General features: G+C 68.4%; 8 protein-coding genes and 1 pseudogene. 4 read left to right on the plus strand and 5 right to left on the minus strand.

The window, feature by feature from the left end:
• The first annotated feature begins 145 nt into the window (after positions 1-145).
• Complete coding sequence (locus OTB20_RS17975; RefSeq protein WP_267818698.1) at positions 146-1,870, plus strand: family 43 glycosylhydrolase; 1,725 nt, start codon at positions 146-148, stop codon at positions 1,868-1,870.
• A gap of 312 nt (positions 1,871-2,182) precedes the next feature.
• The gene (locus tag OTB20_RS17980) at positions 2,183-3,268 is read left to right on the plus strand and encodes a hypothetical protein (protein ID WP_267818699.1); all 1,086 of its coding nucleotides are present in this window, start codon (positions 2,183-2,185) and stop codon (positions 3,266-3,268) included.
• A gap of 474 nt (positions 3,269-3,742) precedes the next feature.
• Here OTB20_RS17980 and OTB20_RS17985 read toward each other — a convergent pair whose 3' ends face one another.
• Together OTB20_RS17985 and OTB20_RS17990 are read right to left on the minus strand one after the other, a co-directional pair.
• Positions 3,743-4,651, minus strand: coding sequence for a hypothetical protein (locus tag OTB20_RS17985; protein ID WP_267818701.1), 909 nt, complete (start codon positions 4,649-4,651; stop codon positions 3,743-3,745).
• A gap of 196 nt (positions 4,652-4,847) precedes the next feature.
• Positions 4,848-6,251 (minus strand): glycoside hydrolase family 43 protein, encoded by a 1,404-nt coding sequence (locus tag OTB20_RS17990; protein ID WP_267818703.1) that lies wholly within the window; start codon positions 6,249-6,251, stop codon positions 4,848-4,850.
• A 655-nt stretch (positions 6,252-6,906) separates the two neighbouring features.
• Between OTB20_RS17990 and OTB20_RS17995 the strand changes: the two genes are divergently transcribed.
• Complete coding sequence (locus OTB20_RS17995) at positions 6,907-7,665, plus strand: transposase family protein (protein ID WP_267818704.1); 759 nt, start codon at positions 6,907-6,909, stop codon at positions 7,663-7,665.
• On the opposite strand, the gene OTB20_RS18000 is transcribed toward OTB20_RS17995, so the two are convergent.
• Together OTB20_RS18000 and OTB20_RS18005 are read right to left on the minus strand one after the other, a co-directional pair.
• Entirely contained in the window at positions 7,599-10,787 is a 3,189-nt protein-coding gene (locus OTB20_RS18000) for a DUF3376 domain-containing protein (RefSeq protein ID WP_267818706.1), read from the minus strand. The two genes, OTB20_RS17995 and OTB20_RS18000, sit on opposite strands and share 67 nt — an antisense overlap.
• 20 nt (positions 10,788-10,807) lie before the next feature.
• A complete protein-coding gene (locus OTB20_RS18005) occupies positions 10,808-10,951 on the minus strand; it encodes a hypothetical protein (protein WP_267818708.1) in 144 nt (47 codons plus the stop codon).
• Between the two features lie 185 nt (positions 10,952-11,136).
• Here OTB20_RS18005 and OTB20_RS18010 point away from each other — a divergent pair.
• Positions 11,137-11,583 (plus strand): annotated as a pseudogene (locus OTB20_RS18010) (glycoside hydrolase family 16 protein); the annotation flags it as partial.
• A gap of 271 nt (positions 11,584-11,854) precedes the next feature.
• On the opposite strand, the gene OTB20_RS18020 reads toward OTB20_RS18010, so the two are convergent.
• Positions 11,855-12,235, minus strand: coding sequence for a nuclear transport factor 2 family protein (locus OTB20_RS18020; RefSeq protein ID WP_267818709.1), 381 nt, complete (start codon positions 12,233-12,235; stop codon positions 11,855-11,857).
• Positions 12,236-12,533 lie beyond the last annotated feature (298 nt).

Raw genomic sequence — 12,533 nt, forward strand, 5'->3', positions numbered from 1 at the left:
CAGCCATGATGGCAGTACAGGCACAGGTCTCCCCGGTGATCACAGAGCGTCGCAACTCCATGATCGCCAAGACTTGTGCCTGCTCTGCTACCGAGATGGCGCCACCGCGCCTATCTGCGCGGCCTCTAAGGCAGACAATCCGGTCGTGCAGCACGTCTACACCGCCGACCCTGCCCCGCTGGTGCACAACGGGCGGGTCTACCTCTACACCGGGCACGACGAGGACGGCTCCTCCTCCTTCGTGATGAAGGACTGGCGGGTGTGGTCCTCCGACGACATGGTCAACTGGACCGACCACGGCTCACCGCTCAGCCTGAACACCTTCAGCTGGGCGGGCGCCAACGCGTGGGCGGGCCAGGCCGTCGAACGGGACGGCAAGTTCTACTGGTACGTGCCGGTGTCGGTCCGGGCGACCGGCCAATTCGCCATCGGCGTGGCGGTGTCGGACAGCCCCACCGGCCCATTCCGGGACGCCCTCGGCCACCCGCTGGTGGAGAACAGCGAGATCGACCCGACCGTCTTCATCGACGACGACGGTCAGGCCTACCTGTACTGGGGTAACCCGAACCTGTGGTACGTCAAGCTGAACGCGGACATGACGTCCTACGCAGGCAGCCCCGCCAGAATTCCGCTCACCACCGAGGGCTTCGGATCCCGCACCGACAACCCCGACCGTCCCACGCTGTACGAAGAAGCACCCTGGGTCTATAAGCGGAACGGCCTGTACTACATGGTGTATGCGGCCAAGTGCTGCGCGGAGTTCATCGCCTACTCCACGGCACCCAGCCCGACCGGACCGTGGACCTACCGTGGAACAGTCATGCCCGCCCAAGGAACCAGCTTCACCAACCACGCGGGCATCGTGGACTTTCAGGGCAACTCGTATTTCTTCTACCACAACGGCGCTCTGCCGGGCGGCGGCGGCTTCACCCGGTCGGTCGCGGTGGAGAAGTTCAGCTACAACGCCGACGGCACCATTCCAACGATGAATATGACGACGGCCGGGGCGCCGCAGTCCGGCACGCTCGATCCTTATGTCCGGCAGGAAGCCGAGACCATCGCGTGGGGCAGCGGCATCGAAACCGAACCCTCCAGCGAGGGCGGGATGAACGTCAGCTGGATTGAAAACGGTGATTACATCAAGGTCAAGGGCGTGGCATTCGGCACCGGTGCCGGCTCGTTCACCGCCAGGGTGGCCTCAGGCACCAGCGGCGGCCGAGTCGAGCTGCACCTGGACAGTCCTACTGGGCCAACGGTCGGGACATGCACCGTGTCGGGCACCGGAGGCTGGCAGACCTGGAGCACGGTCTCGTGCCCTGTCACCGGTGCGACCGGGACCCACGATCTGTACCTGCGCTTCGCCGGCGACAGCGGGTACCTGTTCAACATGAACTGGTGGCAGTTCACCACCGGCCGGCCCGCCTTCTCGTCAACCGCCGTCGCCCAGCACAGCGGGTACTGCCTGGACGACCCCAACCAAAGCACCGCCGACGGCACTCAGTACCGGCAGTACACCTGCGGCGCCGGTGAGGAACAGCGGTTCGACTTCCGCCCGGTGCTAGGGGTGGCGGACACCTACTCCCTGGTGAACCACCACAGCGGCAAGTGCCTCGACATCCGCGGTGTCTCCACCGCCGACGGCGCGGCGGTCCACCAGTGGACCTGCCACGGCGGCACGAGCCAGCAGTTCACGCTGCGGCGGGTCGCCGCCAACGACTACCAGCTCGTCGCGGTGCACAGCGGCAAGTGCGTGGACGTCAGCGGGATCTCCACCGCCGTCGGAGCACTGGTCCACCAATGGACCTGTGACTCCGCCAGCGCCCTGGCCACCAAGAAGAACCAGGTCTGGCGCCTGAGCGGCAAGAGCTAGAAGCTGGCCGCGGTAGCCGCCGAGCTGGGTCTCACCTCGAACGAGATGAACAAGATGCTCTTCGGGCTCACCATCACGATGGTCCACGGCGGTGGTCAGCATTCCGCCACAGAGCCGCGGCGTGCCTTGTCGCTGGTGCCCTGACCGACAGTCTCGGAGTTCATCGCTGCTCAGGGGGCCGTCTGAGGGGTGCCACAGCAGGAATTCGGTGCTGCGGCAACCGGCCTCGACGTGGAGTGCCAGGAAGCCTTTGACCTGCAGTGATGGGCTGAACGTCGATTCCGCCGCTGGCTTCGCAGCAGGACCCTCGATGTGGCCAAGCGGTGGTACCAAGCGAACATCGTCCCCCGCCGGGTGGCGTCGGCACAGCGAAGTACCCAAAGGCTGCTGGCGCCCATAGGGCAGGCTTTCCCCGCCCTGTTCGCGGCGAGGGCGGACAGCGAAAGGTGGCTGGCCGGCCAGTGGACGATGCGCTGGTTCTACTCCGCTCAGGTGATGGGCCCGGCCCTGCTCGCCTGGGTGGCTGCAGTCACGTTGTTCATCTGGAACGTGCGAGCACTGGAACCCGTCTGGCGATCGATGCGCAGCGGGTACTCGGCGATGAGGTGGATAGTCGGCAAGGTCGTGGGATTGCCCGAGATGGTCCGCTCATGGGAGAACGCAACGGACGTGTTCCACGGGATACGCCCAGTACTCGTCGCCGCCTTTGCATTGATGGTCTGGCCCGTTCTTCGGCGGGCTGGCATCGCCCTTGCCGACCTCATCGCACTTTCGCCCGCGGACCAAGGTCAAGGGTCGGTGGCAGAGGCGAAGTTCAGCAACTACGCGTCAGGTTGGCCCGTGGCTGCCCTGATGCTGTGCGTCTCGGAGTGCGGTAGAGCGCTCAAGAGGTGGCAGGAAGGCCCGCCAACGGCTCCGCCGCCCGTCATATCACTGGCTTCCGTTGAGCGAGTGGTATGGAGTGCCCATCTGGCGCGATACAAGGACGCCCGGCTACGACGACCGCAGAGGAAGCTGCTCCAGGACCATGCCGCACAGGTCGTTGGAGCACTGCGTGCTGCCGAGGCGCAGCAGCACATCGACCCCGAGACCGCACTGCGAACCCTCTCGGATTTGCTGTTGACCATCGCGGAACGATACGCGGAGGGGCGGTTGGGCGTACTCCTTGATGAAGAGCAGATCAACGATGCGGCACCCATCGTCCCGCACGCGGGCCTGCGGTTCACTGCGGTGGGTCTCGTGGTGGTTGCGGTGGTTGCGGGAGCGGTGTTCGCCGGTGTACCAGAGCCAGCGATTGTTGCGTTGCTCCCTCTGTCGGTTCTCGGCGGAGCAATGTTCCTTAATCGCGGCAAGGCCCCCACCCCGTCTGAACTGACTCATCTGCTGATTCCCAGGTAGCCGTAGTGTCCGGATCGCCGAAGAGCGCGCCGCCAAACGGTGTGGCGGGCTTGGTCGATAGGGCCCGGGGCCAGCCCATCGCTTCCCGTCACGGTGGCACCACCTCTTCATCCGCTGTGTGACGCGGGGTGCCTGCGGGAGTGCGGGCACCACCGCGGACCCAGCAGGCCGCCGCCCAAGGGGCGGCAAAAGGAGGCGCCGTGGACCGGACATGTGAACGTGTTGAGTGCGCTCGCGACCGGCCAACGCCGCCGGACCGGAGCGAAGAGCAACGGCCACCCTGCCCTGGGCTGGCCGTCTGGTACCCCCGTTCGCCATCTGCGACGGCATGGGCGACGAGACCGCGACGCTCACCCGACTGAAGTGCAGCACAGGGCGGCGGTCTCATCGAGCCGGGAACATAGTTCTTGAACAGAGCCCGCGTGGCGGTGCACCGGATAGTTGGGTGTGCACCACCTACCGCATGGTTGTCGGCTACTGCGGCTGGCCATGTTCCACATGTGAGGTGGACGGTGTCTGCCGGACAGCGTCGGCTAGGGCGTCCGTCACTCTGCCGCGCAATTGCTTCCTGTCCTGATCGGTGCGCAACCGCATCCGACCATAACGAGTCAGGTGTGGATCAAGGTGGTTGCGGACGAGCCGGTAGAGATCGGCGTGGCGGCGCGCGAGCTCCTCGCGGGCGTCGCGCGCGGCAGCGGTGAGGAGCGCCTTCTCGGGATGAAGGTGCTCCGCGATGCTGATGACGTCCTGAACGGCATACCGCAGGCGTCGGTTCTCGCCGTAGCGCTGGAACAGATTCGCCGGCAATCGACGTCGGCCCATCAACTCCCGCACTTCGCGAAGCGACTGCAGACGCAGTTCCTGCCAGGCCAGCGGCAGAAGGCCATGAGTGGATGGACTGAGCGCCCCAGGAGCGACCTCGGCCTGGAGAGACTTCAGGTGGCGTTGCCAGCGATGCAAGAGGGGAGGGTGGCACAGAGCGTCATCGCGGTCGGACTGATGGCTGGCGTCGTCGAGGACGTGAAGTCGGAACTCGTCTTCACTCATCGTGTGCATGCTCAGAGCTCTGCCATGGAGGGGAGCTTGCAGCAGACCGCGTGCCGCGGCGCGCTCGATGGCGGCATGCCTTGTCCGGATGGCCGTTGATGCATCGGGCGACAGTCCTGCGATCTCCGACCGCTCATTGAACAGTTGACGGAACTGAGGATCGAGGTGCTGGGCCAGCCAGAGCAGCGCTTGCTCGCGTGGATCATCTGTGGCGGGTGGAACGGGCAGGATCCCGGCAGCGGTTAGTTCGTCTCTGCGCCGCCGCTGGAACTCCTTCCTGGCCTCGCACACCCGCTGTGCGACGACGGTGTGCTGCCAGTGGAGGTACTCAGCCATTCCCGGCAGTTGGTTCAGATCGTTCGGCCGTAACGGCGGCACCGCCGCGTCCGAGCCAGATCCGTTGCGGACCGTGGGCGACCGCAGGCGCATGGCCGCAAACGCGGAACGGCGGGACGGGTGGGCCCCGTCCCGCCGTTCCGTCACACCCGGGGCTGAACGCGGTCCGTCGGCCGGACGGCGCAGGGCGCGCCGGTCAGTAGCCGACGCGGAACGTCGCGTCCTGCCGTTCGGTCGCCGTCGAGATCGGGTCGATGCGCAGGACGTAGTTGGAGTGCCGGAGGTAACGCGTCGGGAAGTTGTGCGAGCGGAAGGAGGACCAGCTGGAGTCCGCCAGGCCGGCCGTGCGGTGGAAGGTAGCGTCCGCCGCGAAGGTCGACGTGCCGTCGTTGACGTCGAGTCGCAGCTCGTAGTTGTAGTGCCGCAGGTAGCGGGTGGGGTTGTTGACGGACTGGAAGGACACGGCGGAGCTGTCGGCGAGGCCCGGGACCAGCTTCCACAGGGAGTCGGTGTACGGGTTGAACGGGTACGGGTCGATGCGGCCGACGCTGTCGGCGTGGCGGACGTAACGGTCCGGGAAGTTGTAGGACTTGAGCCGGTTCCAGCCCGGTGCACCCCACTTGGCGAGCAGGTTGTCGTACTCGGCGGCGGTGATGGTCGTGATGCCGCAGTGCTTGGAGTTGAGCGGCTGGGTGTAGGTCTTCTGGTCGAGGGCGGTCCAGGTGCCGGACGCGAGGTCGGACGTCTCCCAGGCGTAGAAGACGCCGTTGGGGGTGTAGGAGTCGCCCCACAAGTACCAGGTGTTCGAGGCCAGCGACTTCACGATGGTCGGGGCCTCGGTGCCACCGTGGAAGGTCGGGGTACCAAAGACGGTGAAGCTGCCCGGAGTGAGCGACGTGGACTTGGTACCGAGGAGCTTTCCCTGCCCGTTGTCCTTGAAGTACATGTAGTTGACGCCGCCGACACCGACGGTCACGTTGGCGTCGATGGCGTCGTAGCCGGGGTCGAAGAAGACCTGCGGGGCGGAGGCCGTGATGAAGTCGCTGGTGTAGTTCACCATGATCACGTTGTGACCGCTGGCGTTGGCCGCCGAGTAGAGGACCGCGTACTGGCCGCGCCCCGCGTCCCAGAACGACTCCGGCGCCCAGCTGTGGGTGGCCATGTCGTGCAGCTTCAGGCGCCGGTAGCCGGTGAAGGTGCGCAGGTCGACCGAGTCCCAGACGTGGATGTACTGGCTGTTGTAGCCCCAGTCGGTGCCCTTGAGATCGGTGGCGAGCACGACGAAGGTGCCGTCCTGCCTGCGCAGGATGAACGGGTCGCGCAGGCCGAGGGCGCCCGCCGTGGGGATCGCGACGGGGTTGTTCTGGTTCAGCGGCGTCCACTCCAGCGCGTCGCGGCTGACCGCGAGGTGGAGGCCGTAGTCGGTGCCGGCGCCGAGGTCGTTCGACTCGGTGAAGTAGCACATCACGTACGCCGAGTCGGCCGCGTGGGCGGCGCCCGCGCCGAAGCTCAGGATTCCGGTCATCGCCAAGGGAGTGGCGGCGGCCAGGCCGAGAATGGTGCGACGGGACGGCTGCGCCGGGTGGGGTGCTGCGCTCATCTGGACTCCATGGGGCGTGCGGGCACGGGAGAAACGGCTCGGTCGTTCGGGAGAGTGTTAACGCTAACACTCGGTCGGACAAGAGAGCTGACACGCCGTTATCCGATCGTGACCAGATGTCGGTACCGACCCTCTGCCGGTGCAGCGTGAGCCCTCCCCCGCTTCCGGTGGCCTGCCTCCACCTGGAGTTCGGCCACCCGGCCGGACGTGCCGCCCAGTCGGGCGATCTCCGGCGGCAGGGCGGCGACCTGCGGCTCCAGCCGCTTGATCAGCTGCTGCGGGGTTCGGGCTGGCCAGTTCGGCACGCAGGCCGAACCCGGTGTCCAGGCCGTACCCAGGCCTGCGGCACGGCGAGGCCGACCGGGGCGGCATTGCTACGAGCAGCGGCTTCCCCGCCCCGAGACTGCTTCGTCCAGGACGTTCTCATCCACTGAACCGTGATCTCCAAAGCACCTACCTCCGCGCCGAAGGACACGGAGACGAAGGAGCGGACGTCATCCCGCCTCGACGCGGCGGCAGGTGCTGCTACTTCTCAGGCTCTGGCACGAGTTCTGTGGTCGCTCACGTTGCGTGATTGTTGATCTTCTTGGCTGTACTCATGAGGTTGCCTGCAAATCGTCGGACGTCGTCATGCTGTCGCTGACACTTCTGGCCCGTGAACGAGGTATTGGTCCGGCTGGAGGCGTTGCTGCTTCCAGCGGTCGCGGACGTGGGGGTGCTGTCGGTCGACATGGATAGCGTGGTCATTCGGGTCGAGGTGAGGTCCACATCTGTTGGGGCGTCATGCCCGGGCTGCGGAGTCTGGTCGAGTCGGCTTCACGGCTCCTACTTTCGCTCTCCCATGGACACGCCGAGCGCGGGCCAGCGAGTGCAGTTGCGTCTGCATGTCCGCCGGTTCATCTGCGCTGGCGCATCGTGCGAGCGGCGGACCTTCGCCGAGCAGGTGCCGGGCCTGACGCGTCGACACAGCCGATGGACGGAGCGATTGCGGGCGGCGCTGGCCAGCATCGGCCTGGCGCTGGCCGGCCGGGCCGGCGCCAGGCCGGCAGGCACCCTCGGGGTCTCGATCAGCCGCAGTGCCGTGTTGCGACTCATCCACGCACTTCCCGAACCACAACCGCCGTCTCCGCGGGTGGTTGGCGTCGACGAGTACGCGATGCGCAAGGGCCGCGTCTACGGAACCGTGCTGATCGATATTGAGACGCGGCGGCCGGTGGACCTGCTGCCGGACCTGACCAGCGGAAACGCGCCCGCCACTATCGGAAAGACAACGGCTTCTAGGTCGGATGAGCCGCTCGTTGTGGTGACGAGCCTCGTGACCTGCGCTGTACTAATCGGCGCGGAGCGCTACGTCGAGCGCGGCCTCGGGTACAGCCAGGGGAGGACGAAGGTGACCCAGAAGAGTGCGGCGTAGAGGGCGAGAGCGGCCCACCACCCGCCGGTCTCCACCCGGCCGAGCTGTACGAGGCCGGCGAGGACTCCCGCGATCAGGGCGGCCGGCGGGAGCAACAACCACCGGTCCGTGCCGACATACAGCATGGCCGCGGCGGCGAGGGCGAAAGCGGCGCCGATGATCAGTGCGCGCTGCCAATTGCCGACGCCGGGGGTGTCCAGGTCACGCAACTGCCATAGGGCGATCGGCGGGCCGGCCACGAGCACGAACGCGGGGATCCGCGGCCAGAGCGGTCCGATGCGCTGCCGGACGAGTCCCACCAAGGCGATCAAGGCGTAGAGACAGACCGGGATGTGTCCGGGGAGCGAGGACCACTGCCCGGCGCTGAAGGCGATGCCGATCCACATCAGCACGGCAGCCCCGAGGGCGTAGGCGGGTGCCACCATCCCGAACAGGGGCGGGACGTAGACCAGCGGCTTCAGCGCTCCGAGCAGTCCCTGCACCAGGTGGGCCTTGGCCTTGCCGGTGGGCTGGAGCGCCGGCCAGGCGAGGAGACCGGTCCGCAGTGCCGCCCGGCGCGGGTCCCGCGCCCGGATCAGCTGGCCGACTTCCTCGGAGCCGATCTCCCCGAAGGACTCCATGGCCTTTTCGAAGGCCTCAGGTGTGCTCAGGGGTGGCGGGTCCGGCAGCTGGTCGGGCGGCCGGTTGCCGCCCTTGAAGCCCTTGCTGTGCAGTTGGGCGATGAACGGAAGCTCCTCGTCGAGGATCTCGCGCTGACGGACGGCGGTGAGTACGTTCCGTACCCGATCCCAGCGCTCCACGCCCGGGCTGGATATGACGTCCTGTGCCCAGAGGTCCATGAAATGCGGTCCGGGTGCCATCTCGGCGGTGATCTGCTCCCCGAGCGCCGTGAGGTCCGTGGGATCCCCGAATGCGGCCTGCAGGCGCTCGTCGGTGGCGACGACGGAGACGAGGGAGGCGGCCGTGTCGAGCCGGCCCCAGGTCCAGTCGCTCATCCGCCAGCGGGCGCTGAGGAACGCGGCGAAGTTGTTGAGCTGATTGCCGCTGAGCTTGGCCCTGACCAGTTCCTTCGGGGAGTCCGGGGCCACCTGCGGCAGCACGGTGCGGGTGGCCCAGCTGGTGTTGGAGGCCGAGACGGTGTGGAAGCGGATGTCCGGGGCCTCGGCCAGCGGATCCGGGCGCAGGGGGCCGAGCAGCACTTCGGCGAACGCCAGCGCGTCGGCCGTCGTCGGGAAGGTCCCGGGGGCGGCGGCCTCATGGAGGGCCTCGTAGCCGGGGACTTCGAGGGGCAGGTGCACACCGATGTCGTCGGCCAGGGCGGCCAGGCACTCCCACAGCCCCTCGTAGACATCGTCGGGCAGATCCCCGGTACCGGTGATGGGGGCACCGGGGAAGGTGCCGGTGGTGACGGCCTGGGCCAGGTTCACCGCCCAGGTCTCCCACTGGGCCGGCTCCGCGCCGGGCAGGGGAATCGAGGGCATGAGGGCGTTCAGCCGGAGCGTGGCCTCGTCGAACGGAGCGGTGGCGTCGGGAGGGATCAGCCCTAGGGACAGCGCGGTCCCGTACGTGCTGAGGAGCAGGCGGTCCCGTGCGGCAATCAGCGTTGCGACGGCGAAGCGGAACGCGTACAGCTTGCTCCGCCAGGCCGCCACCGACTCGGCGTCCACCGGTTCGCCCAGGGTCTCGTACCCCTGCACCCAGTCCATGAGCAGCCGGACCGTACGGGCCAGCGGCAGGGGCGAGCGTCCCGGCTTGGGAAGCAGGCCGAGGCCGTCGGGCAGCACCAGACTGCTCGACGTGTCGAGCAGGCGCTTGAAAAGGGATGCGGAGCCGTCACCGGCGCTCTCGTCCAGCCGCTCCAGCGGACCCGGCCCCGCCGGCAGCGGCAACGCGTCCGGGCCGGTCACCTCCGCCGGATCCTCCAGAAGCCGGATCAGCCGCGTCGCCTCGGCGCCACCGACCGTGGGGCGGTAGGTGTCCAGCCGGGCCAGTGCGGTGGCCTGCAGATTGCCGAGGTCCGGAGGCAGCAGCCGGGTGACGCCCCGTTTCTGCGGCGCCGTGGCTTCGGCGGCCCGGAGTTCGAGCGCGTCGTCGCGCAGGGACTCGGAACCGGCCTTCACGGACAGGGACTTCGCGGCCATCCGCAGCAGCCGGGTGACGCGTCGGCTGGTCCCCTTCTCGGGAGGCGGCGGGAAGGGCGGCACGGGCTGCAGGAACAGCAGCCACCGGTCGGCGTTGTGGGTCAGCGGTGCCCCCGCGATGGCCCGTACGGCCCAGGCGACGGGGATGTTGTCCAGCAGCCCGCCGTCCATGAGTTCGGTGCAGCCGGTCAGGTTCTCGTCCGGGTAGCCGGTCTCACTGCTGACGCCGCGCATGTCCACCCGCGGCGTTTCCTCGACTGGCTGCAATCCGGTGCCGACGAACACCCTCCCCGGTTCGAAGGCTCCCGGGAACGAGGACGAGGTGCGCGCGGCGTACGCCAGCCGGTCCAAGGCTGTTTCCCGGGCCGTGGCATCGGAGGGGAAGTCGGTCAGCGCGCCGCGGTGCCGGAACCGGAAGTAGGCCTGGGAGCGCCCGACCAGCAGTGGCCGGCCAAGGGTGGGCCGCACCCAGTCCCGGCGGGGCCGCAGCCGGGTCGCGGTCAGGATCAGGCGGAGGAAGGCGGGGGGCTGCCATCCCGCCTCGGCCTCCCCGATGAGCTTGGCCAGCGCACTGCGCAGCTCTTTGTAGAAGACCTCGTCCCCGCGCATCAGCGAGGCCGGCACGTGGAAGGGGGTGGAGCGGCGCAGCAGCCCTTCGAGGTCGCCCAGGCGCAGCCACACGTCCCGCACGCCGCGGCCGAAGGGCATCCCGTACACGAGGTGGCAGGCGAGCAACGCGCCGTTGAGCCCCCCGGCGCTGGTCCCGACGAGGACGTCGATGTCGACGTCCTCGTAACCGCACGAGTCCAGCAGCCCCGCGTAGACGCCCGCCTCGGGGGCGGGCTCCTGCCCCGCCGCCGCCCGGAGCGCCGCGGTCTCGCAACAGGCCCCGCCCATCCATACGGCGAGACTGACCCCGCCGCGCATGGCGAGAGCCAGCCGCAGCCCGGAGCTGAGCGGAACCGACAGCTCATCCGTCATGCCTTCAGCTTGACCCCAGATCAGGCGTGGCGCACGCGGTCGGCCGCCACTTCGCGGGTGCGGACGACGGAGGAGCGGGAGTTCCGTATCAGGCCGGAGAGTTCGCACCCCGGTTCCAGGGCGTGGAGCAGGCGCCGACGGCCCCGCTCGCGCTCCAGCAGCACCAAGTCGTCGTGCCGGCGCGGCAGTAGACCGAGCGTAGATCGAGCGCTTCGGCACGCCACTTCAGCGCCGAGAGGGTCTCGCCGTAGCTGCTTGAGAGCGCTCTCGACCTCTTGACCGGGGCGGGTCGCGGGGGGTTCACTCCTCCCAGGCTCAGGTCCGGACCAATACTGGAATAGAGGCGCCGATGCCCACCCCCTCACCCCGCCGTGCCTTACGGCTGGCGGCGTTACTCACCGCCGCACTGGCCATCACCCTCGGCTTGGGACCGGCCGTCTCGGCCGTGCCGGTGGAGCCCCGCCCGGCGGCCGCTGCCGCCGTCACCTTCGAGGACACCTTCGACGGCCCGGCCGGGGCCGCGGTGAACTCCGGCAAGTGGAACGTCGAGACCGGGGACAACGTCAACAACCACGAACGCCAGTGGTACACGCCCGGCGCCTCGAACGCCGCGCTCGACGGAGCCGGCAACCTGGTGATCACCGCCCGCCGCGAGAATCCGGGCAACTACCAGTGCTGGTACGGCCGGTGCGAGTACACGTCCGCCCGGCTGAACACCTCCGGCCGGTTCACCCAGACCTACGGGCACGTCGAGGCCCGGATGAAGGTGCCGCGGGGGCAGGGCATGTGGCAGGCCGCCGCGACCTCGGACACGCGGACCGCGTCGAATCCGCATTCCACGAACAACTCCTTTGCCGCGGAGGTCAGTTGCTGACGCATCAGCCGCTTCTTGCGCTCACGCAGCCCTTCGCCGCCGGTGCCCCCGCCCCGGGGGGAGTCCGGCGTGCCCCAGTGTCGAACTGCTCGACACCGTGCGGACCGTGGCGGCGGTCCTCGCTTCGCCACCTTCCTGGCCAGGGCCGCCGCCCGGTGGGCGGCCGTCCCCGGCGCGAAGGCCATGCCGCCGGTCAGAACATGCCGTTGGGGTTGGCGGAGGCCTCCGGCACCTCCTGGATGACGTCCCAGTGCTCGACGACCTTGCCGTCCTCCAGGCGGAAGAAGTCCGCGAGGGCCCGGCCCGGCTTCCCGGGTTCCAGGATCAGGTGCGAGTGGGTGACGACCATGTCGCCTTCGGCCAGTACGCGCTTGATGTCGAGCCGCAGCCGCGGGTACTCGCCGCGCAGCCAGCGCACGAAGCCAGTGAAGGCCTCGGGGCCGTCCTCGGCGTCGGGGTTGTGCTGTACGTACCGGGGGCCGAAGTGGTCGGCGATCGCCTTCTCGGGGTCGCCGCCGAAGGCCGTCTCGTAGTAGTCCACGACGACCTGCTTGTTGCGCTCAAGATCCGACACGAGTGATGTCCTTTACCGGGAGGGGGGAGCTCCGGGTTCCTGGAGGACTCGAGGGGAGAGCACGCGTAGCGGCCGGCCAGGAACCCAGGACGGCTCGACTGGGTTGCCTGGGTTGCCCACGCGTCCGAAAGGCTGCCTGGGCTGGCATGCCGACGCTGCTACGACTTTCTCTTGGCCGTCCCCGGCCTGTGAGGGGCGGCGGGGGACGGGAGCGGGATCAACCGCTACGGAGCGGCGATTTCCTGCTGCTCACCCAGGATGGCACGGCCCAGCCGATCCCCGGCGCCGCCGAACGGCC

Origin of the sequence: Streptomyces sp. H27-H1 (assembly GCF_026627445.1) — a bacterium.
Taxonomy (GTDB): Bacteria; Actinomycetota; Actinomycetes; order Streptomycetales; family Streptomycetaceae; genus Streptomyces.